General features: G+C 65.1%; 20 protein-coding genes and 1 tRNA gene. 10 read left to right on the top strand and 11 right to left on the bottom strand.

All coding sequences use genetic code 11. From position 1 onward, the window contains the following. Nucleotides 1-77: 77 nt before the first annotated feature. Together WN73_RS09950 and WN73_RS09945 are read right to left on the bottom strand one after the other, a co-directional pair. A complete protein-coding gene (locus WN73_RS09950) occupies nucleotides 78-2,876 on the bottom strand; it encodes a di-heme-cytochrome C peroxidase (protein ID WP_271552564.1) in 2,799 nt (932 codons plus the stop codon). A 186-nt stretch (nucleotides 2,877-3,062) separates the two neighbouring features. Beyond that, complete coding sequence (locus WN73_RS09945) at nucleotides 3,063-4,859, bottom strand: adenylate/guanylate cyclase domain-containing protein (RefSeq protein WP_038966174.1); 1,797 nt, start codon at nucleotides 4,857-4,859, stop codon at nucleotides 3,063-3,065. Between the two features lie 222 nt (nucleotides 4,860-5,081). Between WN73_RS09945 and WN73_RS09940 the strand changes: the two genes are divergently transcribed. After that, nucleotides 5,082-5,714 (top strand): LysE family translocator, encoded by a 633-nt coding sequence (locus WN73_RS09940; protein ID WP_028173867.1) that lies wholly within the window; start codon nucleotides 5,082-5,084, stop codon nucleotides 5,712-5,714. 67 nt (nucleotides 5,715-5,781) lie between these two features. After that, on the top strand, nucleotides 5,782-6,192 hold the full coding sequence (locus WN73_RS09935) for a GFA family protein (protein WP_028173868.1): 411 nt from the start codon (nucleotides 5,782-5,784) through the stop codon (nucleotides 6,190-6,192). 8 nt (nucleotides 6,193-6,200) lie between these two features. Here the strand turns inward: WN73_RS09935 and WN73_RS09930 are convergent, their stop codons facing one another. Then, nucleotides 6,201-6,953 carry a sulfite exporter TauE/SafE family protein gene (locus tag WN73_RS09930; protein WP_028173869.1) on the bottom strand — a complete coding sequence of 251 codons (753 nt, stop codon included), beginning with the start codon at nucleotides 6,951-6,953 and terminating at the stop codon, nucleotides 6,201-6,203. A gap of 94 nt (nucleotides 6,954-7,047) precedes the next feature. Here WN73_RS09930 and WN73_RS09925 point away from each other — a divergent pair, with 94 nt between their 5' ends. Next, nucleotides 7,048-7,938 (top strand): LysR substrate-binding domain-containing protein, encoded by an 891-nt coding sequence (locus tag WN73_RS09925; protein WP_271552560.1) that lies wholly within the window; start codon nucleotides 7,048-7,050, stop codon nucleotides 7,936-7,938. A gap of 370 nt (nucleotides 7,939-8,308) precedes the next feature. Here WN73_RS09925 and WN73_RS09920 read toward each other — a convergent pair whose 3' ends face one another. The 3 genes from WN73_RS09920 to WN73_RS09910 all read right to left on the bottom strand — a co-directional run bounded on the left by WN73_RS09920 (nucleotide 8,309) and on the right by WN73_RS09910 (nucleotide 11,516). Further along, complete coding sequence (locus WN73_RS09920; RefSeq protein ID WP_271552558.1) at nucleotides 8,309-9,274, bottom strand: Bug family tripartite tricarboxylate transporter substrate binding protein; 966 nt, start codon at nucleotides 9,272-9,274, stop codon at nucleotides 8,309-8,311. 18 nt (nucleotides 9,275-9,292) lie between these two features. Continuing rightward, entirely contained in the window at nucleotides 9,293-10,075 is a 783-nt protein-coding gene (gene hisN / locus WN73_RS09915) for a histidinol-phosphatase (protein ID WP_011090456.1), read from the bottom strand. A 550-nt stretch (nucleotides 10,076-10,625) separates the two neighbouring features. Continuing rightward, nucleotides 10,626-11,516: an N-formylglutamate amidohydrolase gene (locus WN73_RS09910; protein ID WP_011090455.1), complete on the bottom strand. Its 891-nt coding sequence runs from the start codon at nucleotides 11,514-11,516 to the stop codon at nucleotides 10,626-10,628. 377 nt (nucleotides 11,517-11,893) lie between these two features. Between WN73_RS09910 and cpdR the strand changes: the two genes are divergently transcribed. Continuing rightward, nucleotides 11,894-12,253 (top strand): cell cycle two-component system response regulator CpdR, encoded by a 360-nt coding sequence (gene cpdR, locus WN73_RS09905; RefSeq protein WP_007597092.1) that lies wholly within the window; start codon nucleotides 11,894-11,896, stop codon nucleotides 12,251-12,253. A 72-nt stretch (nucleotides 12,254-12,325) separates the two neighbouring features. Next, a tRNA-Val gene (locus tag WN73_RS09900) sits at nucleotides 12,326-12,400 on the top strand. 100 nt (nucleotides 12,401-12,500) lie between these two features. Here the strand turns inward: WN73_RS09900 and WN73_RS09895 are convergent. After that, nucleotides 12,501-12,953, bottom strand: a complete 453-nt coding sequence (locus tag WN73_RS09895; RefSeq protein ID WP_271552557.1) for a DUF4440 domain-containing protein — start codon at nucleotides 12,951-12,953, stop codon at nucleotides 12,501-12,503. Between the two features lie 289 nt (nucleotides 12,954-13,242). On the opposite strand from WN73_RS09895, the gene WN73_RS09890 reads away from it, so the two are divergent. After that, entirely contained in the window at nucleotides 13,243-13,713 is a 471-nt protein-coding gene (locus WN73_RS09890; protein ID WP_028173873.1) for an L-2-amino-thiazoline-4-carboxylic acid hydrolase, read from the top strand. A gap of 15 nt (nucleotides 13,714-13,728) precedes the next feature. Here the strand turns inward: WN73_RS09890 and WN73_RS09885 are convergent, their stop codons facing one another. The 3 genes from WN73_RS09885 to WN73_RS09875 all read right to left on the bottom strand — a co-directional run bounded on the left by WN73_RS09885 (nucleotide 13,729) and on the right by WN73_RS09875 (nucleotide 16,487). After that, a complete protein-coding gene (locus tag WN73_RS09885; RefSeq protein WP_271552556.1) occupies nucleotides 13,729-14,196 on the bottom strand; it encodes an NUDIX hydrolase in 468 nt (155 codons plus the stop codon). A 114-nt stretch (nucleotides 14,197-14,310) separates the two neighbouring features. Next, nucleotides 14,311-14,895 (bottom strand): UbiX family flavin prenyltransferase, encoded by a 585-nt coding sequence (locus WN73_RS09880; RefSeq protein ID WP_271552555.1) that lies wholly within the window; start codon nucleotides 14,893-14,895, stop codon nucleotides 14,311-14,313. After that, nucleotides 14,892-16,487, bottom strand: a complete 1,596-nt coding sequence (locus tag WN73_RS09875; protein WP_271552554.1) for a UbiD family decarboxylase — start codon at nucleotides 16,485-16,487, stop codon at nucleotides 14,892-14,894. The genes WN73_RS09880 and WN73_RS09875 overlap by 4 nt, the downstream gene beginning before the upstream one ends. Here WN73_RS09875 and ubiT point away from each other — a divergent pair. The 3 genes from ubiT to ubiV all read left to right on the top strand — a co-directional run bounded on the left by ubiT (nucleotide 16,487) and on the right by ubiV (nucleotide 18,997). After that, a complete protein-coding gene (ubiT, locus tag WN73_RS09870) occupies nucleotides 16,487-17,068 on the top strand; it encodes a ubiquinone anaerobic biosynthesis accessory factor UbiT (protein ID WP_271552553.1) in 582 nt (193 codons plus the stop codon). The genes WN73_RS09875 and ubiT overlap by 1 nt on opposite strands. Beyond that, nucleotides 17,068-18,045 (top strand): ubiquinone anaerobic biosynthesis protein UbiU, encoded by a 978-nt coding sequence (ubiU, locus tag WN73_RS09865; RefSeq protein ID WP_271552552.1) that lies wholly within the window; start codon nucleotides 17,068-17,070, stop codon nucleotides 18,043-18,045. Before ubiT ends, ubiU begins: the two co-directional genes overlap by 1 nt. A gap of 61 nt (nucleotides 18,046-18,106) precedes the next feature. Continuing rightward, nucleotides 18,107-18,997, top strand: a complete 891-nt coding sequence (gene ubiV / locus WN73_RS09860) for a ubiquinone anaerobic biosynthesis protein UbiV (RefSeq protein ID WP_271552551.1) — start codon at nucleotides 18,107-18,109, stop codon at nucleotides 18,995-18,997. Between the two features lie 5 nt (nucleotides 18,998-19,002). Here ubiV and WN73_RS09855 read toward each other — a convergent pair whose 3' ends face one another. Continuing rightward, the gene (locus tag WN73_RS09855) at nucleotides 19,003-20,094 is read right to left on the bottom strand and encodes an enolase C-terminal domain-like protein (protein WP_271552549.1); all 1,092 of its coding nucleotides are present in this window, start codon (nucleotides 20,092-20,094) and stop codon (nucleotides 19,003-19,005) included. Between the two features lie 192 nt (nucleotides 20,095-20,286). On the opposite strand from WN73_RS09855, the gene WN73_RS09850 reads away from it, so the two are divergent. Beyond that, nucleotides 20,287-21,849 (top strand): adenylate/guanylate cyclase domain-containing protein, encoded by a 1,563-nt coding sequence (locus WN73_RS09850; RefSeq protein WP_271552548.1) that lies wholly within the window; start codon nucleotides 20,287-20,289, stop codon nucleotides 21,847-21,849. Nucleotides 21,850-22,100 lie beyond the last annotated feature (251 nt).

The raw sequence follows: 22,100 nt of genomic DNA, 5'->3' as shown, positions 1-22,100 counted from the left end.
CGGTGCGCTCCCTCGCCCCGCTCTCGTCCGCTGAAGCTTCAGCGAAGGCGGATGCGGGGAGAGGTGAAAGGACCGCGCTACAGCGTCTTCAGATACTCGATCAGGTCCTTGCGCTCTTCTTCTTCCAGCAGGCGGCCGACGACGCCGTCCTTGTGCGGCGGCCCCTTGCCCTCGAACGAATGGCCGAGATTGCTGTTGCCGTTGATCTCGGTGCCGTCGGGCCAGGTGGTCGAGAACTGCGTTTCTCCGGTCTTGCAGCGCTCGCCCTCGACGACGGCGAAGCCGACCAGCTTCGGATCGTAGTCGCGCTGGCCCATGCAGAATTTCTTGGGTCGCTCGGCAGCAGGCCGCAGCATCCAGTCCAGCGAGGGCACTGAGCCGTTGTGGAGATAGGGCGCGGTGGCCCACACCCCGTTCAGCGGGCGCGCGCGATACCAGGGACCGGGCTCCTTGGGATCCGGCGGCTGCGGCCCGGGATTGGGACAATTGGCGCGGGCGCCCCACCAGCGCTTCTGCGCGTCGGGCGGGATTTGAGCGTCATTCATCGCCTTTCGGCTGACGATGTCGACGATCGCCATCAGCCCAACCGAATAGGGCATTTCGGTCGAGGTCGTCTCCGGCAGGTTGGTGCATTTCCATTGGTCGCCGAGGATGCGTGTCGGATTCAGATCGAGGAAGCCCGGCACCGAGACCGTCCGCTTCTCCAGGACTCTGGCCTGGGCGGAATCCGTCCCCATGCCCGTGACGCTCTTCTGGATCGGGTTGAGCACCATCTCGTCGCCGATGCGCTCCCAGCGCGACGACGACCACACGCTCTCCTGCGGAAACTCCTTGTCGAACTCGGGATCGTTGACGGGACCGAGGTGGCACTCCACGCAGATCTTTGCGTAGAGCTTGCGGCCGCTCTTGACGCGGTCCGGATTGATCTTCCAGTCGTCGCCGAGAATCTGCGAAGGCCATCTCGGCGAGGTCAGTCCGCCGAGCTTCTTCTGCGCGTAGGGATTGGGGCCCGCCAGCAGACTCTCGATCCAGTGCAGGTTGGTGACATCGGCCGAGGACCGGTAGAGCCTGTCCTTGGGATAGGCGTCGGACAGGTTGAGCAGCGCCGTCACGCCGAGCGCCTCGCCGGCATTGCGGATCAGCGGCTGCTCGATCGAGGCATCGTACTGCGCGAATTTGAGCCACGGCACGGTCCAGATCGGAGGGAAGCTGACCGGCGCGTCCTGGGCATGCAGGTTCTTCTCGAATCCCTTGACCCCGCTCAGCGCGAAATCCTGGGAGAACACCTGGTTGCCGATGCGATTGAGCGCATCGAGACGGCCGAAGCCTTCTTCCGTGTCCTTTTGCTGCTTGCCGTCCCAGGTCTTCTTGCCGGCGATCGTCTTGTCGTAACCCTTTTGCCAGTCGAGCAGGAATGTGAGGGTCGCCTTGAGGCTCTGCTTGAGCGCATTGCGGTCGGCGTCGCTCGCATCGGGGCCGAGTACGCGGTCGGCGAACCGCTTGAAGCGGAACGGCACGTAGAGCGTGTAGGCGATCGAGAGCCCGGTCACGCTCTCGAGTTTCTTCAGGTCGGTCATGGCCGGGCCGCCGTCGAAGCGCACGTCCACGCCCTTGTAGCGCACGTGCCCGGTGTGGCAGGCGGCGCAGGTCAGCCCGATCTTGTCTTCCTCGCGGCGGCCGGTCGCGGGATCGACGACGCCCGTCATCCGCGCGAAGCCGACCGGCAGGCCGTCGACATTCTCGACCTGCGACCAATCGGTCGACAGGCTCTTCGGCTGCGTCGTGTCGTAGACATTGGCGTAGCCGAAGCTCCGCAGCGTGGTTGCGTCGGTCTTGATGGATTGCGGGCTCTGGATGAAGCCGAACCGCTCGAGATAGGCGCTGTCCTTCACCATGCCGGGGCGTGAGATCAGGCGAAGACGCGGCTGCTCCAGCGCCATGAACCAGGTGTAGGGAACCGGAAAGGTCGCGGTGCCCTGGCTGGTGTGGTGGAACCAGTGCCGGTCCTCCAGCGACCAGTTCTGCTCGAGCCAGAAGGCCGCCGTCGTCTCCGGGAGCTTTGGCAAGGGCGGCGGCAGCAGCTGTGCGAGGACTCCCTTCTGCGGCAGCATGGCGCGGACCTGGTCGGGGAATTCGGCGACCGCCACGAGAGCGACAAGAGCGGCCGCGAACAGGAACGCTATGATCCCGAGAGCCCAGCGAAACCTGAGCGCGCAGGATGACAGCAGCGACTGCGATAAAATCCGCTGGTTGATGCGGTCGGGGAATTGGCGCGCGTTCAGCAGCGTGCGCACGTCGGCGACGCTGAGATAGCGATCCTCCTTACCCGTGCCCTTGCCCATGATCTTCAGCAGGACGGGCCATTCGAACTGCATCAGCACGGGGTAGTACCAGCGCACGGCGCTGCCTGCGCGCTTGAGGTTCTCGTGCATGAAGGTCTTGATTTCCGCAGCGTTGAGGCCGGGCTCGCTGCTGCCGGTGTCCGGATCGGTGTAGGTCCGGCCGAAGCTCTGGAGCCGCGCGATCTCGTCCTCGTTGACCTTGCCGTCGACGCCGAGGACGCGCGAGCCGGCGCCGCGCTTGTCCAGAGGGCCACCGCGCAGTTCGTCGAGCTGCGGGCCCGACCGGATGCTTTTCAGGATGTGGCTAAATCCGTTGGCGATGAGCGCAACGCCGCGGACCTGGATCCGGGCCCAGCTCTTCATCAGCCCCGTCTCGCCGCTCGCATTCGCGATGGTCTGCGACAGCGTGTTGAGCGGGACGGTCCCGCCGTCGACGAAGCCTTCGCCGACGAGGCCGCGCAGGAATGGACAGGGATTGTTCGGCGAGACCCCGATCGAGGGGTCGAAGGGGGGCTTCGAGGCGGGGTGATGCATGGCCCAATTCCTGAAAACAGCGAATCGTGAAAATCAGACGCGCCGATCAAGCGCGGAAAGTCCTAACAAACAGCCAGCGCGGCCGCCGCCGACTATACTACTTCAGCGTGTGACAAAGTGTGGCTGAATTCACTGTGCTGTCAACAAGAGCGGACGTGAGATCGTCGCGCGGCCGCAGTCCGCCTGTCAGGACTCGGCGGCGCGTTTGACGTCGCTCTGGACCAGCGTCAGCTTGCCGAGCGGCACGCCCGCCTTCAGAAGCCCCTCGCGGTAATGAGCGAGGTCCTCGGGCCGCTTCCAGTGGAAATTGCGCAAATGGCGGTCGACATTCAGGGTCGGGTAGTTGCCCATGAGCACGCGGGTCGCCTCGACGGCCTCGCCGGTCCGCCCCAATTGCGCCAGCGCTGCGGCTCGGATCGCCAGCGCCTGCATGTGGTTCGGGTTGATGTAGAGCTGCTCGCGGGCCCACGACAGGGTCGCGTCATACTGCCCCAACAGATAATGGCTGAACGCGTTCAGTGCGGCCCATTGGTAGCGCGGGTCGCTGTTGTCGCGCTGCGCGGCCATCGAAAACAGCTCGATCGCCTCGCGGTGCTCGCCGATCACGAAATGGCAGATGCCGAGCACGCCGCGCGCGCCGTTGTCGTAGGGGTTGAGTGCGACCGCGCGCTTGGCGGCGTCCATCGCGGCCTCGTAATGCCCTTCCATCGCATGGGCCCAGGACAGGATCGAGAACGCGAAGGAGGAGCGCGGGTCGAGCCGGACACTGGTTTCGGCGAGGTTCATCGCCTCGGCCCACATCTCCCGCGTACCCTTGACCCAGCCGAACTGGATGCTCTGGATCTGGATCGTGGCAAGGTAGGCGTGCGCGATCGACAGCTTGGGATCGACCGCGATGGCCTCCCGGAACAGGTCGATGGCGGCGGCCAGGTCCTCCTTGGTCTGCCGGTAGTAATGCGACAGCCCCTTGAGGAAACGGTCCCACGCGGTTACGTCGGTCGAGAGCCGCGCGGGCGCCGAGGCCTCCGCGCGGACGATCTCGGTGGCGATGGCGGCGGACAGGTTGGTGGTGATCTCGTCCTGCATCGCGAAGAAGTCGCCGATGTCGCGGTCGTAGCGCCCGGTCCAGAGCTGCTCGCCGGTCTCCGGCGCGATCAGCTCCGCGGTGACGCGGATCTTGGCTCCGGCGCGCCGCACCGAGCCCTGGATCAGATAGGTGGCGTCGATCTCGCGCGCGATCAGCCGAGTGCTCGTGTTCTTGCCCTTGAAGGCGAAGGTCGAGTTGCGGCTCAGCACCCGATAGAAGGATTGCAGCGACAGCGCGTGGATCAGATCCTCGGTCAGGCCATCGGAGAAGTATTCGTCCTGGGCGTCGCTGAGATTGGCGAAGGGCAGCACGCCGACGATCGCGGTGCGGTACTGCTGCGAGAGTGCGGAGGCCTCCCTCAGCTCGGGGGCGATCGCCCGTGCGCCCTCGGGCTTCCAGGTCCAGACCCCGACCGCATCCTTGATGTTCTTGAAGCGATGGTTGCCGCCATCGACCAGCGGCACGGTGAGATGCTTGTTTGCCTCGCTGTAGGCCTTGGCCGAGATGGCGAAGCCGCCGGGGCTCGCCACCGATTCCAGGCGGACGGCAATGTTGACATCGTCACCGAACACCTCGTCCTCGTCGGCGATGACGTCGCCCATGTGGATGCCGAGCCTGAACTGCATGGCGCGGTCAGCCGGCAGATGGTGGTTGCGCTCCGCCATCAGCGTCTGCATCGCGATCGCGGCTTCGGTGGCGCCGACGATCGAGGGGAACTCCAGCAGGAAGCCGTCGCCGGTGTTCTTCACGACGCGGCCGCCGTGATTGAGGATGATGGGGTGAATCGCGCTGCGATGCGCCTTGAAGGCGGCATGGGTGCCAGCCTCGTCGCTGCCCATCATGCGCGAATAGCCGGCGACATCGGCGCAAACAATGGCAGCCAGACGTCTTTCCATATTCTCGGAGCTCCAAAGGATGGAGGACTGGCCACGGCGTGGCAGTCGCCTCGAATCCCGCATTTCAAGAACCCTGCCTTTATAGAGCAGATGAGGCCGCGGGAAAGTATGATCCGCATTGCAAATTCAAGGTAAATCCTACGCAGTCCCGGCGGTGGACGACGGCCGCCGAACCGACTAAGCCCGATCCCTTGAGACGGACGGGGCGGCGGGGCACCTCACATGCTGGGCATTCACGAAATCTGGCTCTTCATCCTGTCGGGCGTGCTGCTCAACATCACGCCGGGACCGGACTCCGTCTACGTCATCGGCCGCAGCATGCAGATGGGCTGGCGGGGCGGGGCTGCCGCCGCCTTGGGCATCAGTTGCGGCTGTTTTTTCCACGTCGCAGGCGCGGCAATCGGCCTTTCGGCCCTGCTGATGGCCTCATCTACCGCTTTTTCGATCCTGAAGCTGGTTGGCGCGGCCTATCTGGTCGTCACGGGACTTCAGATGCTGTGGTCGCGCCCGACGCTGGCATCGGCGATCGACGAGCCGGCGCGGAGCTCGTTGCGGCGGGTGTTCCTCCAGGGCGTCTTCACCAACGCGCTCAATCCCAAGGTCGCGCTGTTCTTCCTGGCCTTCCTGCCGCAATTCGTCGCAGCCGATTCTCCGCACAAGCCGCTCGCCTTCCTGACCCTCGGCCTGATTTTCATCTGCACGGGAACGCTGTGGTGCCTGGTGCTGGCGGCGTTCGCGGCAAAGGCCGCGCACCGCTTGCGGGCCTCCGAGGGCGCGATCGCCTGGGTCAACCGTGCGCTCGGCGGCCTGTTCATTTATCTCGGCATCCGCGTCGCCATGCTGGAGACGCGGTAACTCGTTCGAACGAATGACTGGTGTGGCATGCAATCGGCCCGATAGAGGCCACGCGCGGGAGGTTTCGATGATTCGTGGAAGCTGTCTGTGCGGCGCCGTGCGTTTCGAGATCGACGAGGTTCGCACGCTGACGCATTGTCATTGCGTCAATTGCCGCAAGCTGACCGGCGCGGCATTCGCCACCTATGCCCATGTTGAAGCCGACAAGTTTCGCTTTGTCGCGGGCGAGGACATGACGGTGGCTTACGAGTCCGCGCCGGGCAGTTTTCGCCATCGCTGCAAGACCTGCGGCTGCCTGACGCCGGGCAAGGCGAGTTATTTGCCGACCGTCAGCATTCCCGCCGGCCTGCTCGATGACGATCCTGACGTCAGGCCCCGCCTCCACGTCTTCACCTCGTCGCGCGCGCCGTGGTGGACGATCCAGGACGATCTGCCTCAATACGATAAATGGGTGCCGGGCTACGCGCCGAAGGCGTGAGCCTCTTCTCAGGCGAATTCCTTCAGAAGCGCGCTGCCGGCCAGATAAAGGCCGAGCAGGATCATCGCGATCAGGAACCAGCGGCGAAACGCCTCCGCCGGCATCCGCGCCCGCACCGACTGGCCGATGAGCATGCCGGCAAAGGCCATGGCGAGGCCCACGGCGCCCGGCACCGCATTGGCCGGCGTCAGCAATCCGCCGGCGGTGAGGTTGAAGGCGAGCGCCAGCGTCGCGGTCGTGAAGAACACGCCGAGTGCCTGCACCAGCTCGTCCTTCTCCATGCCGATCGCCTGCATGAACGGCATCGAGGGGATCACCTGCACGCCGGTCGAGGCGGAGATCACGCCGGTGACCACGCCGACCACGCCACCAACCCATTTCTCGTTCTGCGGCGCGACGCGGAACTGGAATTTGTTCAGGCCTATCACCGCGTAGATCACGAGCAGGGCGCCGAGCACGATCGTGCCGTAGCGCGCATGCGGGCCGGTCAGCGCGCCGGCATTGAGCCAGCAGCCGATCACGGTGCCGATCATCAGCGGCCACAGCCGCCTGAGGATGTCGCGCAAGTACGGTCCGACGAAAGTCTGCCAAATGTTGGTGATGATGGCGGGCACGATGACGATGGCGATCGCGCGGCTCGGGGCCATGCTCACCGCGAGCAGGCCCATGGAGACGGTCGGCAGGCCGAGCCCGACCACGCCCTTGACGAATCCGGCGACCAGGAAGACGGCGGCGATGACAATGAGGAAAGGGTCGATCATGACCTGCACATTGACCGAAGCCGCGCCCGGGCACAATCTGGAGGTTACGGAGACAGCCTTCGCTATGGACGAAGGCTTGGTTGGAGGAGACCAAATGCGTTTCGATCTCGTCGATCTCCAGCTGTTCATCGCAGTCGCCGACCAGCGCAGCATCACCCGTGGCGCGGAGCGGTCGCATCTGGCGCTGGCCTCGGCCAGCGCGCGCATCAAGGGGCTGGAGGATGCGCTCGGCGTCGCGCTGCTCAAGCGCGGCCGCCGCGGCGTTGAGTTGACCGCGGCCGGCGAGAGCCTGCTCGATCATGCCCGTCTCGTCATTCACCAGATCGACGCCATGCGCGGCGATCTCGCCGGCTTTGCCAGCGGCGTGCGCGCCAGCGTGCATTTTCTCGCCAACACCTCCGGCCTGTCGGAGCATCTGCCGAAGGCGCTGGCCGGCTTCCTGCGCGAGCATCGCGACGTCGCCATCGACATCGAGGAGCGCGAGAGCACCGACATCGCGGCGGCGATCACCGCCGGTGCCGCCGACCTCGGCTTCGCCGCGGAGCACGCGCTGCCCGACCATATCGAGCGCTTCGTCTTCAGCGAGGATCACCTGACGTTGGTGACGTCACGGCGCGGCCCGTTCGCCGGCCGCCGCCAGATCGATTTTCAGGAGGCGGGCGCGTGCGACTTCGTCGGGCTCACCAGCGCCACCGCGCTCCAGGTTCATATTTCGAAACACGCGGCCCGGCTTGGCATGCGGCCGCATTACCGCGCGCGCCTGCGCGACTTCGATGCGATCTGCCAGATGGTCGCCGCCGATGTCGGCGTCGCCCTGGTGCCCGAAGCCGCTGCCCGCCGCTGCGCCAAGCTGATGCCGCTCGCCATGGTCCGCCTGCGCGATGCCTTCGCCAACCGCAAACTCGTGATCTGCGCGCGAAGCTTCAAGACGCTGCCGCGCCCGGCCAAGATGCTGGTGGAGCATTTGCGGGCCGAGGCGGTGTGAGGGTGGCGGTGATGTGAGCCTGCGCCGCGGCCGCGACCTCAACTGCGCTCCCTCCCCCCTGCGGGCAGGGCTATCGCATATGGTGTGCACGATGCGGCGGCATCGGCACTGGGCTCCCTCTCCCGCTTGCGGGGGAGGGTTGGGGTGGGGGTGTCTCCGCGTCGGGATTGTTGGGGATTGCGGATGACATCCCTGCGTGGCGAGAGCCCTCACCCGCCGCGCTCTGCGAGCGCGTCGGCCTCTCCCGCAAGCGGGAGAGGCGGAGCAAGCCCGCGGAAAATCCTCGTGAAATCCATATGCGATTGCCCTCCCCCGCAAGGGGGGAGGGAACGCACCTACCTCGTGGCGGCGTCACGACTCAAACCGTTGTTCACTTCGCCGTCTCCACCCCGGCGTCCTTGATTACCTTCGTCCACTTCCTGGTCTCGTCCGCGATGAATTGGCGAAAATGCTCCGGCTCGTCGCCGATCAGCGTCGCGCCTTGCGCGGCGAGCTTTTCCTTCACGGCCGGATCCGCCATCGCCTTCGTCGCCAGGCCATGCAGCGCTGCGACGATCTCCTTCGGCGTGCCCTTGGGCGCGACCATGCCGTACCAGTTCTCGATGCGCAGATCAGGAAAGCCCGCTTCCGCCGTCGTCGGCACCTCGGGCGCGGTCGGTGCACGCTCGACTGAACCGACCGCGATCGGCCGTAAGGCGCCGGCCTTGACCTGCGGCAGCAGCACCGGAAGATCGAGGAACGTCATCTGCACCTGCTGGCCCAGCAGGTCGTTCACCGCGGGTGCGGCGCCGCGATAGGGCACGTGCACGATGTCGATCTTCGCGGTCAGCTTGAACAATTCGCCGGCGAGGTGCGGCAGGCTGCCGGGGCCGGAGGAGGCGAAGTTGAGCTTTCCGGGCTGCGCCTTGGCCAGCGCGATCAATTCGCCGATGTCCTTGGCGGGCACGTTGGTGGCGACGACAAGCATTTCCGGCACGGTTGCAACCAGCGTCACCGGCGTGAGGTCGGACAATGCGTCGTAGGCGACCCGCTCCATGCTCGGGCTGATCGCGAGCGCGCCGGCTGAGGAGATCGCGATGGTGTAGCCGTCGGGCGCGGCCTTCGAGACCGCGTCGGTGCCGAGCACGCCGCCTTGGCCGCCGCGATTGTCGATCAGCACCGGCTGGCCCGAGAGCTCGGACATGCGCTGGCCGATCACGCGCGCGATGATGTCGTTGGGGCCGCCGGCCGGGAACGGCACGATCAGCTTGATCGGCTTGGCCGGAAAATTCTGGGCGGAGGCGAGGGCGGGAAACAGAAGCAGGCTTGCGAGGAAGAGCTTACGCCAGTTTTTCATACAAGCCTCTTGGGGCGGCTATCCGTTGAGCAGTTTCATTGCTTCTTCGTGAACCCTGGCATCGCCCGCCGCGATGATGCGGCCGCCGCCCTGGGCCGGCTTGCCTTCCCAGGTGGTGACGACGCCGCCGGCGCCGGTCACGATCGGGATCAGGGCCGCGATGTCGTAGGGCTTCAGCTCGGTCTCGACCACGAGATCGACGTGGCCGGCCGCCAGCATGCAATAGGAGTAGCAGTCGCCGCCATAGCGCGACAGCCGCGCGCCCTTCTCGATACGGCCGAAAATGGCGCGGTCGCGCTCGTTCATGAGCAGCGGGCTCGTGGTGTAGGTCGTCGCCTCCGACAGCGAAGCGCAGCGGCGGACCTGGAGCCGACGCTCGCCGGAGGGGCCTTTATAGTTGGCCGAGCCGTTGTCGCCGGAAAAACGCTCGCCGATGAAGGGCTGGTGCATCATGCCGAACACCGGCGCGCCCTTGTGCAGCAGCGCGATCAGCGTGCCCCAGATCGGGAACCCGCCGATGAAGGACTTCGTGCCGTCGATGGGATCGAGCACCCAGACATAGTCGGCGTCCTCGCGCTCATTGCCGAATTCCTCGCCGACGATGCCGTGCTGGGGGAAATTGGCCTTGATCAGCCGCCGCATCACCGCCTCCGCGGCGCGGTCGGCTTCGGTCACCGGATCGAAATCCTTGGTCTTGCTCTTGTCGTCGATCGACAGCGAGGTGCGGAAGAACGGCAGGATGGTTTCGCCGGAGGCGGTGGCGAGCCCTCCGATGAAGGCTGAGAAGTCGATCACCGTCACGGCGCATCCTCAAAACGAAAGTCGGGTGAAGCTCGCATCTGCCTATCTCAATTCGCCTCTCGCGTGCAGCGCTGTCTTGATTTGCACCCTGGTATTTTGGATGCCGATGCCGGTTGCCTCATCCGAGCCATCTCCTGGCCAAATATCGATCATTGAGTTGAAAACTTAGTTCCGAACATGCCTTGTTCGTATGCAAATGACTATCAACCCATTGAATTTCCTTATCAAAGGAACTGAATCTGGGTTTCTCTGGAAGCAACAGAGCCATGTGTGTTTTGCATGGGAAATGGCTCAAAAGCCCTTGCACTTTGTGCGGCGCGGCCGCATATTGTTGCGGTGCGGTAGCGCTCTGCGTTACCGCTGCCCTCCTTGGGCGTTTCCTCCCTAGACTTGGGCCGCTTGCGTCATTCGCGAGCGGCCCTTTTTTCTTTGGGTCGCCTGTTTCACTTCGGCTGTGCGAAAACGCGAAGTGAAGATCCGGCGCCCGATACGCTCGCAGCTTTGTCTGGTCCCTGATCCGCGACGTGGTCGCGCGTCGCAGGCTTGCCGCCTATTCCGCCGCGGCCTGGAACGGTCCGAGATCGCCGAACGGGATCGTGGCCGCCAGCACGTCGGCGAGCACGCCGAAGTCGGTTGCCACTTGCGCAAAGCGCGGACTGCGCTCGCGCCGACGCTCGTCCATGTAGATCGCGCGGTTGAGCTCGAGCTGCACCGCGTGAAGCCCGCTCGCCGGGTTGCCGTAATGCTCGGTGATGAAGCCGCCGGCATAGGGCTTGTTGCGGCCGATCGAATAGCCGAGCCCGCCCATGGTCTCTTCGACCCGGTCGGGTAACAGCGGGGTGCAACTCGTACCGTAGCGGTCGCCGATCACGATGTCGGGCCGGCGCGGCTCGTCCCTGCTGACGCCGACCGAGGGCATCGAGTGGCAGTCGACCAGCACCACCGTGCCGAACATCTGGTGCACCTTGTTGATCAGCCGGCGCAGCGCGCGGTGATAGGGCTTGTAGAGCGTCTCGATCCGCGCCAACGCATCGTCGACCAGGATACGGTCGCGATAGATCTCCTGGCCATCGCCGACCACGCGCGGGATGGTGCCGAGGCCGCCGGCGACCCGCATCGAGCGGGTATTGGCAAAGCTCGGCAGCCGGCCGGTGAACATGCGGGGGTCGAGCTCGTAGGGCTCGCGGTTGACGTCGACATAGGAGCGGGGAAAATTAACCCGCACGGTCGGAAAGCCGCGGGCGCTGAGATGGCCGATCAGCTCGTCCATGAAGGAATCTTCCGACCGCCGCAGCGTCGGCAGGTCGATCCTGGAGGCGCTGAGGAATTCGTCCGGATAGGTCGAGCCGGAATGGGGCGAGTTGAAGATGACCGGCGCGCGCCATTCGGCGGGCTCGACGATCTCGAATGCTGGCGACATCTCGCCGTCAAACCGGGTCATCTTCTCAGGCTTCGTCCCTTATTCCCAGGCTTCGTCCCTTCACGCCACAAGATCCGGCCCCGCAGGATCCTGTAAGGCCCGGCAAAGGCTTGAACGGATTGATTCGGCCGGTCGAGCGGCTCTCATGTGTCGTCATTGTCCGGAATCGCAACCATTCTGCCAAGCGAAAAGATGTGATCTGCGCTGGAACATGTCTTAACCGTGCAGGCAGCGAGGCGGGGATCGTCCGGTCGGCTTCGATTGATTCGATCCGCATTCCGGTTCACAAGGAGCCGGCAGCGCGATCCGTCCAGGGTAAAGATTTTCACCCCAAATTTACCCTCTGTCGGGCTTAGTGACCTCTGCTGATATCCTCTGGGGATTCGACGTTTCCTGCCATGCCAAAGATCCTGCTCGCCGAAGACGACAACGACATGCGCCGTTTCCTGGTCAAGGCGCTGGAAAACGCCGGTTTTCAGGTCTCGTCCCATGACAACGGCATGGCCGCCTACCAGCGGCTCCGCGAAGAGCCGTTCGAGATGCTGCTGACCGACATCGTGATGCCGGAGATGGACGGGATCGAGCTCGCCCGCCGGGCCTCGGAACTCGACCCCGACATCAAGATCATGTTCATCACCGGCTTCGCCGCGGTCGCCCTGAACTCGGATTCGGACGCCCCCAAGAACGCCAAGGTGCTGTCCAAGCCCGTGCATCTGCGCGAATTGGTCAGCGAAGTGAACAAGATGCTGGCGGCCTAAATCGGCCTCCTTCCGTCCTTGCGCCGGGTCCCCTGAGCCGTTATAGGGACCCCACCGATGAAATGACCTCTAGGGCACGTAGCTCAGCGGGAGAGCACTACCTTGACATGGTAGGGGTCACAGGTTCGATCCCTGTCGTGCCCACCATCCTTCGCTCGCGATAGCGAGAGAAGGATGCCGCGCCGGAGCCAAAAGGGCGAAGGCGGGCTTGCAGCCGCGAGCTTCGGCCAGGCAAGCCCAATCCCCTCTACTTCAGTTCCGTATTCGCCACCGGCATGATCGAGGCGACGTGCCAGCCGGCCGCATCCTGCACGTAGGTCTGGCTGATCAGAAATGTATTCTGCTGCGCCGGCTTGCCCGGAAGTGCGCGCGTGAAGACGATCGGGACGAGGATCTGCATGACCTCGTTCGAAATCACGGCGACGTGGAATTTCGACATGTCGGGCTCGAGGTGCCAGGTGCCCTCGTAATACGTCTTGAACCGGGCGGCGACCGCGTCGCGGCCGCGCGTCTCGATGCCTCTGGCAAACAGCAGCGTGCCGGGCGAATTCAAGAGCATCGCCTTCACCGCATCGGCATCATGCGCATTCTGTGCCGCGATGAATTTCTCGAAGATGGCTCGTGCCTCGGCGTCATTCGCGGCAGCCTGCGCGCCTCCGACTGACCAGTACGTGGTGGCGAGAAACAGTGCCGCGGCCACCGCCGCAACATGACGGCGTCGTGAAGAACGTCGTGGCCTGACGTTGCTTGGAGACATCTCGGGTCGGATCATGTTCACCTCTGGTCATCTGCCGGCGGCATTTGAATGGTACGCATCATACCATTGATGGCTGCGTCGACGTTTTCAGAATTGCACGATCGGCGATAACCCTGACATCACGGAAACGTAGGCTTTGGGATGTCATAGGACGAAACAGGCAAGCTCTCGCCGCCAACAGCAAGTTGAGTTATCGTGCTGTGGCGTGAAGTAACCCGGATGAAGGTTGCCCATGAGCGTGTCCGTCATCGAACAGGCAAAAATCCAGGCCCAGGTGCTGGTGCCCTTGGTCAAGGCGCTCCAGGCCGAGCTCGGCGAGGCGCGCGCCAATGCGCTGGTGCGCAAGACGCTCGGCGATCTCTATCGCGGCTTCGGCGAGGAGTTCTGGAAAGCCAGGAACGAGAGCGATCTCGGCAAGGCCGTCTCGTCGGCGTTCGGGACCTATGCCCGCGACGATGCGCTCGCCTATGACGTGATCGAGCAGAGCCACGACGCCTTCGCGTTCGACGTCAAGCGATGCGCCTATGCCGAGTTCTACAAGGCGCTGGGTGAGCCGGAGCTCGGTTTTCTCCTGGTCTGCACCGCCGACTTCGCGACCGCGGAAGGGTTCGGCCCCGACGTCAGGCTCACGCGCACGCAGACGATCATGCAAGGCGCGCCGCATTGCGACTTCCGCTATCGGCGCGATACGGGCGGAACGTGACGAGAGCGGCGCCTCTCACGCAGTTCCGTCTTTTGCCTCCAGCAGCAGATCCTTCAATCCGGTCGGATAGAGGCTGGGTCCGCCCTCCACGTCGAGATCGGCGAGGTCGAACCAGCGCGCGACGATCTGCTCGCCGTTATCCTCGCGGAAATCGATGCGGTCCTGTCCGCTGAATGCGCCGTCGGGAAGCGCGACCTCGGCGATGAACATCACCTCGTGCCCGGTCTCTCCCTCATGCGAAAAAATGTTCTCCATCACCAGCGGTTCGCCCGTGATGGCAATGTCGATGCCGAGCTCTTCGCAAAATTCCCGCACGAGCGCCGCCCGCCAGCTCTCGCCGAACTCGATCTCGCCGCCGAGCGGACGGACGCCCTTGATCCGGCCCGCATCGTCGCGCACCTCGGCCGCGAGCAGGCGCCCGTCCCGCCAGTGCAGGCCGATCGCGACGACGCGGATGTGAGGATGAGGGCGCCAGGTGGTCATGGAGCATCGATAATGCTTGTCGCACTTGCGCGCAACGATGAACGCCTTCATCGCCTGGCGCCAGAACGGCCTGCCCGAGACGACGGACCTGAACGCCGCCGCGCGCGCTGGCGCTTATCTATCGCCGTGCCATTTCTGCGCGGGCGCCGCAATGTCCGGCAGGTCCAGGAGATTGATCGCGCGGCAGGCGATCTGATCGACGATCTCGGCCAGCGACTGCGGCTTCAGATAGAAGGCCGGCAGCGGCGGCGCGATGATCGCGCCGATCTCGGTGGCCTGGACCATCGCGCGGAGATGGCCGAGATGCAGCGGGCTCTCGCGCACCAGCAGCACCAGGCGTCGTCGCTCCTTGAGCTGCACGTCAGCGGCGCGCACGAGAAGATTGTCGAGCTGTCCGAAGGCAACCGCCGACAGCGTCCGGATCGAGCACGGCGCCACGATCATGCCGCCGACCGGAAACGAGCCGCTGGCAATGCTGGCGCTGATGTCCGAAGCCGCATGGTCGCGGAAGGCGAGGGCGCGCAGCCGCGGCAGCGCCGAAGGGCCGACCTCCTCGGCGAGCGTACGCTCCGCTGCCGGTGAGATCACCAGATGCACCGCGCAGTGTGGATTCTCCGCCAGCCGCTCGACGATGCGCACGCCGATTGCCGCGCCCGAGGCACCGCTGATGCCGACGATCACGCCATGCCGCTCGCTCATGCGGGCTCGCGCAGCTGCAGCCCGCCGATCCCGCCGATCCCGCCGAGACCGAGCGCCGGCCACATCGCATCGACCTTGGCGATCACGGCGGAATCCATCGCCAGCGGCTCGCCCCATTCCCGCTCCGTCTCCGGCGGCATCTTCGTGGTGGCGTCGATCCCGAGCTTGCCGCCGAGGCCGGATTTCGGCGAGGCGAAGTCGAGATAGTCGATCGGCGTGTCGGACAGCGCCACGAGATCACGCGAGCTGTCGCTCCGCGTCGCCACCGCCCACATCACCTCGCGCCAGTCGCGAATGTCGATGTCGTCGTCGACCACGATCAATAGTTTGGTGTAGCTGAACTGCGGCAGCATCGACCACAGGCCCAGCATCAGCCGCCGTGCCTGGCCGGGATAGCGCTTTTTGATCGATGCGATCGCGACCCGGTAGGAGCAGGTCTCGGGCGGCAGCCAGCAGTCGGTCACCTCGGGGAATTGCTGCCGGATCAGCGGCACGAACAGCCGGTTCAGGGCCTCGCCGATCCGGGACGGCTCGTCCGGCGCGCGGCCCGTGAAGGTCGACAGATAGATCGGCTGTTGCCGCGACGTGATGGCGGTGACGCGCAGCACCGGAAACTGCTCGACCGAATTGTAGTAACCGGTGTGATCGCCATAGGGACCTTCGGCCGCCGTCTCGGTCGCCGAGACAAAGCCCTCGATGACGATCTCGGCCGTGGCAGGGACCTCGAGCGGTACGGTGAGGCAGGGCGTCAGCTCGGGCCGCTCACCGCGCAGGATGCCCGCGAAGCGCAGCTCGGAGATCGTCTCGGGCAGTGGCATTACCGCGGCAAGGATGGTCGCGGGGTCGGCGCCGATGACGATTGCGACCGGCATGTCGCGCCCTACGGCCTTCCATTGCTGATGATGCCGGGCGCCGCCGCGATGGGCGAGCCAGCGGACGATGGCGCGGTCGCGGCCCAGGATCTGCATGCGATAGACGCCGACATTCTCCTCCTGGTCGGCGGCCGGCGATGCCGGCGGCGCGGTGATGACCAGTGGCCAGGTGATCAATGGGGCAGGCTCGCCCGGCCAGCAGATCTGCGCCGGCAGTTTCGTCAGATCGATGTCCTCGCCCATGGCGGCGCGATCCTGCACCGGCGCGGCTGCGCGCGAGCGCGGCCGGGTCGCAAGCGCGGCGCGGGCCAGCGGCAGCTTGCGCCAGGCGTCCCGAACGCCGTGCGGGGGGCGCGGTGCGCGCAACTCGGCCATCATCGCGCCGAGCTCTTCGAGCCGGTCAGGCGTGATGCCCATGCCCCACGCGGTCCGCTCCACCGTGCCGAACAGATTGGTCAGGAGCGGCATGCCGGATGGTAGGCCGTCGGCCCTGATCGGCCGTTCGAACAATAGTGCCGGTCCGTGCTCGCCGATGACGCGCCGGTGAATCTCCGTGATCTCATGGACCACGGAGACCGGTTCGCGAATGCGTCGCAATTGTCCCTTGCCTTCGATGAAGCGCAGGAAGTCGGATAATTCGCGGAAGCGCGGAACGTCACGTTGCAAGCGGACAATCTCCTGAAAGGAGCAGAAGCTAGCCGGAGCGATTTCGCTCCTCATTGTTCCCGCTCAAATACATTCGCGCGCAATCGGCTCAGATATGTCCCATGAGTCATTCGTCCCTCGCGTCCGGCCCGTTGCAGACAATCCCGCCGCTTCTCGCGCTCGCGCTGCGTCCCTTGCCCCTGCTGCCGCTGCAACTCCTTCTCGGTGGGTTCCTGGAGCGGATCCTGAGGCGCAATCCCGGCCTGCTCGACAGGCTCGGCGAACATCGCCGTGCACGGTTCGGAATCAAGCCGACCGACCTGCCGTTCGCGTTCATCGTCGAGGCCGCGCCAGCGCGATTGTCGGTGGTGCGCGAATTGCCATCCGGCTTGGACGCCTGCGTCTCCGCCTCGCTCGCGAACCTGCTGGCCCTGGTCGAGGGCAGGGTCGACGGCGATGCGCTGATGTTCTCGCGCCAGCTCGGAATCGAGGGCGACATGGAGGCGGTGCTGGCCTTGCGTAACGCGATCGACGATGCGCGGCTCGATCTGGCCGCGGAGCTGGCGTCCCTGTTCGGTCCGCTGGGCGAGCCGGCCAGGCGTTCGTTCGAGCTCGCGCGGGACAGGTTGACCGGCGCGCCCCGGGAGCAGGGGTGATGGAGCTGATCTGTCCCGCCGGCACGCCGGCCGCGCTGCGGAGCGCCATCGAGGCCGGCGCGGACGCCGTCTATTGCGGCTTCAACGACGAGACCAATGCGCGCAATTTTCCGGGGCTGAACTTCAGCCGCGACGAGCTGCGCAAGGGGATCGCCTTTGCCCATGGACGCGGCGCGCGCATCCTCGTCGCTATCAACACCTTTCCGCGGGCGTCGTCCGTGGCACTCTGGCAACGGGCGGTGGACGATGCCGTCGATGCCGGTGCGGACGCGCTGATCGTCGCCGACATCGGCTTGATGGATTATGTCGCAAGGCGCCATCCGAACCAGCGCCTGCATGTCTCGGTGCAGGCGGCGGCCGCGAACCCCGACGCCATCGCTTTCTATGTCGAGACGTTCGGAGCGCGCCGCGTCGTGCTGCCGCGCGTGCTCAGCGTTTCGGAGATCGCCGAGATCGCCCGCGAGACGACATGCGAGACCGAGGTGTTCGTGTTCGGCGGCCTCTGCGTGATGGCCGAAGGGCGCTGCTCCCTGTCGTCCTATGCCACCGGGAAATCGCCGAACATGCAGGGCGTCTGCTCGCCGGCAAGCCACGTGGCCTATGAGGAGACCGCGAAAGGAACGACATCCCGGCTCGGCGGCTTCACCATCAACCGCTTCGCTCCACAGGAAGCCGCGGGCTATCCGACCCTTTGCAAGGGGCGCTTCTCGACGGCGCTTGGTGACGGCTACATTTTCGAGGATCCGGTCAGCCTCGACGCCACGACGCTGCTCGGCGGATTGCGCAGCGCCGGCGTGGCCGCGCTGAAGATCGAGGGACGCCAGCGCGGACGCGCCTATATCGAGAGCGTGGTCCGTCACTTCCGCCGCGCGCTCGATACGCTGGAGGATGGAAGCGAAGCCGATATCGTGAGCCTGAAGCCGTTCACCGAAGGCCAGGCCTCCACGCTCGGCGCCTATCGCAAGACATGGCGATGATCGTTCGGCGATGACTGGTGAAGCGAGGGCTGGCGGTCCAGCATGAATGAGAGATGCCCCGATGCAGCTTAGTCTCGGCCCGGTCCTGTACAATTGGGCGCCGGAGCGCTGGCGCGATTTCTACTTCCGGATCGCCGACGAGGCGCCGGTCGACGTCGTCTCCGTCGGCGAGATCGTGTGCTCGAAACGGTCTCCGTTCTTCGCCGAGCATCTGCCTGAGGTGATCCAACGCCTCCAGCAGGCCGGCAAGCAGGTCCTGCTGGGCTCGCTGATCCTGGTGTCGCTGCGGCGCGAACGGCGCCAGACCGAAGAGCTCTGCGCCGCCGGGGACGCGCTGGTCGAGGTCAACGACCTCACTTGCCTCAGGTCGATCAAGGGCCGGCCGCACGCCATCGGGCCCTTCGTCAACATCTACAACGAGACCAGCGCGGCCTTTCACGTCCGGCAAGGCGCCGCGCGCATCTGCTTGCCGCCCGAACTGCCGGTCGCATCAGCGGCGGCGATCGCCGCGGCGCTGCCGGAGGCCGTGATCGAGATATTCGCTTTCGGCAGGGTGCCGCTGGCGATCGCGGCCCGCTGCTATCACGCGCGGCTTCACAAGCTCTCCAAGGACAATTGCCGCTTCGTCTGCGAGAAGGACCCCGACGGGCTCGCGCTGAAGACGCTGGACCAGCAGGATTTCCTGACCATCAACGGCGTGCAGACCCTGTCGCATGCCTGCACCAATCTCGTCAGTGACATCGGTGCGCTGCGCGAGGCCGGGATCGGCTCGCTGCGCCTGTCGCCGCAGGATTGCGACATGGTCGAAGTCGCAAAGACCTTTCGCGACGTGCTCGACGGGCGCAGGTCAGCCGAGGAGGCAAATGGCCGCCTGTCCGAGCTTTACCCGGGCGTCGCCTTTGCCAACGGTTTCCTTCGCGGCCAGCCCGGCTTTTCCTTCGCGCGAGCGTAGCCGGATCAGCTGACCAGATATTTCTTCACCGCTCCCTCGTCCCACGCGATGCCGTTGCCCGGCTCCTCGTTCGGCAGCGCAAAGCCGTCCTTGATCTTCAATCGCGTCGAAAGCACCGCGTCGGCCCAGTCGACATATTCCAGCCAGTGCGCGGTCGGCGTCACGCACAAAAGATGCGCGCTGACTTCCGAGAACAGATGGGTGGACATCTCGATGCCGGCGGCATGCGCGAGCGCGGCGGCGCGGAGCCAGCCGGTGACGCCGCCGATGCGCTGCACGTCGGGCATCACGTAGTCGCAGGCTTCCGCCGACAGCGCCGCTTGCATCGAGAAGGCGCTATCGAAATTCTCGCCGATCTGGACCGGCGTGCGCAGCGCGTCCGCGATGCGGGCGCAACCCTCGTAGTCGTCGTGGCGGATCGGCTCCTCGATCCAGCTCAAGCCCTCGTCGTCGAGCATCTCGCCGCGGCGGATGGCTTCGGTGACCGTCAGGGCCTGGTTGTAGTCGCACATCAGCGTGACCTGATCGCCGACGGCTTTTCTCACCGCGCGCACCACCGCGAGATCCTCCCGCGCATCGGGCCGGCCGACGCGGATCTTGGCGGCGTGAAAACCCTCCGCCAGCAACCTGTGCGCCTCCTCCACCGCGGCGCCTGCCGGCATGATGCCGAGCCCCTTCGAATTGTAAGCCTTGACCGGCTTCGGCGCGCCGCCGAGGAGCCTTGCCAGCGGCAGGCCTTTGCTGCGGGCCAGCGCGTCCCAGGCCGCCATGTCGATGCCGGATTGCGCCAGCCGCTGCAGGCCGGCGAGGCCCAGCAGCGTGAAGCGCTGGGTCAGCTTGCGCTCGATCTCGAACGGCAGCAGCTCGTCGCCGGCAAGCAGCTCCGACATTTCCGTGACCATCGCCGTCAGCGGCTTCAGGGCCGACGGCGTGATCGAGAACAGATAGGCGTGCCCGCGGGCGCCCTGGTCGGTCTCGCAGTCGATCAGCACCAGCGGCGCCCTGGCAACCGCCCCGGTCGAGGTCTGGAGCGGCAGGTTCATCGGCACGATCACGGGCCGCGCATTGAAGCGCTTGATGCGGACGGTCTCGGTCATGGGTGCTGGCTCCGGATGATCAATGCAGGTTGATCCCGATCTTAAACCTTCGTGATGAAACGGAAAGACGCTTGGTGCGACCACCATAAAATGGGGTTGCGCGCGCCCGCTTTTGTTGGCTCTGTGCCGCCGCAGGCTTTGCCGCAAATCCCGGGAGGTTTGCGACAAAAGCGCACACAACGGAGCCACAGTGTGAAACAAGAGATCGCCGAAGAACAGCGCAAGAGCGGCGTCCTGACCGGTGCCGCGATCGCGTTCCTGCTGCTCGCTCTGCCGCTCGCGGTGTGGCTGGACCTGACCGAGCTCTCCAAGACGGCGCTGCGCCGGCAGGCCGCCGATCTCAATTCGGTAATCACGAGTGTGCGCAGCTATTACGCGACCAACGTGGTCGGGCGCATCATCGCCAATCCTGATGGTACGACCAGGGTGGTTCACAATTACGAATCCGTTCCTGGTGCGATCCCGATCCCGGCGACGCTGTCGCTGGAGCTCGGACGGGTGATCGGCGCGCAGCAGGAGAACATCACCTACCGCTTCGTCTCGGACTTCCCGTTCCAGAACCGTGCGCCGCACCAGCTCGACAAGTTCGAGAAGGACGCGCTCGACGCGCTGCGCAGGGATCCCGAACAGAAGATCTTGGAGACCGAGACCTCGCTGTTCAACGACAAGGTCCGCCTCGTCGCCCCCGTCACGATGGGCCCGGCCTGCGTGAGCTGTCACAACAGCCACCCCGAAAGCCCGAAGAAGGACTGGAAGGTCGGCGATATCAGGGGCATCCAGGAGGTGATCATCGCCCAGCCGATCGCCGCCAACATCTTCTCGTTCAAGTTCCTGCTGGCCTATTTTCTGATCGCCGCGGGCAGCGGCCTGTCCTTCCTCTCGCTCCAGCGCCGCCAGGCGAGCCGCATCAAGGGCATGAACAAGGAGCTCGAATCCGCCAACGACTTCCTCGCCTCGCTCTCGATGAAGATCTCGCGCTACATCCCGCCGCAAGTCTACAAGAGCATTTTCTCCGGCCAGAAGGACGTCATCATCCACACCGAGCGCAAGAAGCTCACCATCTTCTTCTCCGACATCCAGAATTTTACGGCGACCGCGGAGCGGCTCCAGCCCGAGCAACTGACGCAACTCCTCAATGAATATTTCACCGAGATGTCGGCGATTGCCCACGACCATGGCGGCACCATCGACAAGTTCATCGGCGATGCCATGCTGATCTTCTTCGGCGACCCCGAGACGCGGGGCGACCGCGCCGACGCCGAGGCCTGCCTCCAGATGGCCTGGCGCATGCAGCAGCGGCTCGCCGAGCTCAATGCGAAGTGGCGGGCCTCCGGCATCGAGCAGCCGTTCCGCTCGCGCATGGGCATCAATTCGGGCTATTGCAATGTCGGCAATTTCGGCAGCAGCGACCGCATGGACTACACCATCATCGGTGCCGAGGCGAACCTCGCTGCGCGCCTGCAATCGATCGCCGAGCCCGGCGGCATCGTGCTGAGCTACGAGACCTTCGCGCTGGTCAGCGACATCGTCCGCGCCCATGCGCTGCCGGCGATTACGATGAAGGGCATCAGCCGCGAGGTGATTCCCTATTCGGTCGACGCGCTGAACGATGCCGAGGCTGCGAAGAGCGGCATCATCACCGAACGCGCGCCCGGCCTCGAGCTCTATCTCGACCCCGCCGTGGTGAAGTCAGGCGATGCCGCGCGTGTGCGCTCGCTGCTGGAAAGCGCGCTGGCGTCGCTGAAGCCGGCGTGAGGGTGAACGCTCGCGAGCGTCTTCTTTTCTCATCGGGAGAGTGCGCCGTGTCGTACCCCTCTCCCTAACAAGACGGGACACGAAATGAAGAGATCAATTTGGGGCCGTTTGATCGCCTTGGTCGTGGTTGAATTGGTAATAGGCGGTATGTGGCTGTTCGGTACTGTCAACCCGGCGGTTTTCGCTGTGCTGATGCTTGGCGTGCCCGCACTAGCCCTGACGGTTGCTCTGCCAATAGTGTCTTTGATCAG

This window comes from Bradyrhizobium sp. CCBAU 45394, assembly GCF_028128655.1.
Lineage (GTDB): Bacteria > Pseudomonadota > Alphaproteobacteria > Rhizobiales > Xanthobacteraceae > Bradyrhizobium > Bradyrhizobium diazoefficiens.
The sequence above is the reverse complement of the archived record's forward strand: the minus strand, read 5'-3'. Positions and strand labels throughout refer to the sequence as shown.

Bases quoted from the DNA above. Each gene is read 5' to 3' on its own strand.
- WN73_RS09880 (WP_271552555.1), bottom strand. From the start codon at position 14,895: ATGAGCGAGCGGCATGGCGTGATCGTCGGCATCAGCGGTGCCTCGGGC.
- WN73_RS09925 (WP_271552560.1), top strand. From the start codon at position 7,048: ATGCGTTTCGATCTCGTCGATCTCCAGCTGTTCATCGCAGTCGCCGAC.
- WN73_RS09920 (WP_271552558.1), bottom strand. From the start codon at position 9,274: ATGAAAAACTGGCGTAAGCTCTTCCTCGCAAGCCTGCTTCTGTTTCCC.
- ubiV (WP_271552551.1), top strand. From the start codon at position 18,107: ATGCAGCTTAGTCTCGGCCCGGTCCTGTACAATTGGGCGCCGGAGCGC.
- WN73_RS09910 (WP_011090455.1), bottom strand. From the start codon at position 11,516: ATGACCCGGTTTGACGGCGAGATGTCGCCAGCATTCGAGATCGTCGAG.
- WN73_RS09885 (WP_271552556.1), bottom strand. From the start codon at position 14,196: ATGACCACCTGGCGCCCTCATCCTCACATCCGCGTCGTCGCGATCGGC.
- WN73_RS09855 (WP_271552549.1), bottom strand. From the start codon at position 20,094: ATGACCGAGACCGTCCGCATCAAGCGCTTCAATGCGCGGCCCGTGATC.
- cpdR (WP_007597092.1), top strand. From the start codon at position 11,894: ATGCCAAAGATCCTGCTCGCCGAAGACGACAACGACATGCGCCGTTTC.
- WN73_RS09940 (WP_028173867.1), top strand. From the start codon at position 5,082: ATGCTGGGCATTCACGAAATCTGGCTCTTCATCCTGTCGGGCGTGCTG.
- WN73_RS09890 (WP_028173873.1), top strand. From the start codon at position 13,243: ATGAGCGTGTCCGTCATCGAACAGGCAAAAATCCAGGCCCAGGTGCTG.
- WN73_RS09950 (WP_271552564.1), bottom strand. From the start codon at position 2,876: ATGCATCACCCCGCCTCGAAGCCCCCCTTCGACCCCTCGATCGGGGTC.
- ubiU (WP_271552552.1), top strand. From the start codon at position 17,068: ATGGAGCTGATCTGTCCCGCCGGCACGCCGGCCGCGCTGCGGAGCGCC.
- WN73_RS09935 (WP_028173868.1), top strand. From the start codon at position 5,782: ATGATTCGTGGAAGCTGTCTGTGCGGCGCCGTGCGTTTCGAGATCGAC.
- WN73_RS09945 (WP_038966174.1), bottom strand. From the start codon at position 4,859: ATGGAAAGACGTCTGGCTGCCATTGTTTGCGCCGATGTCGCCGGCTAT.
- WN73_RS09875 (WP_271552554.1), bottom strand. From the start codon at position 16,487: ATGAGGAGCGAAATCGCTCCGGCTAGCTTCTGCTCCTTTCAGGAGATT.
- WN73_RS09930 (WP_028173869.1), bottom strand. From the start codon at position 6,953: ATGATCGACCCTTTCCTCATTGTCATCGCCGCCGTCTTCCTGGTCGCC.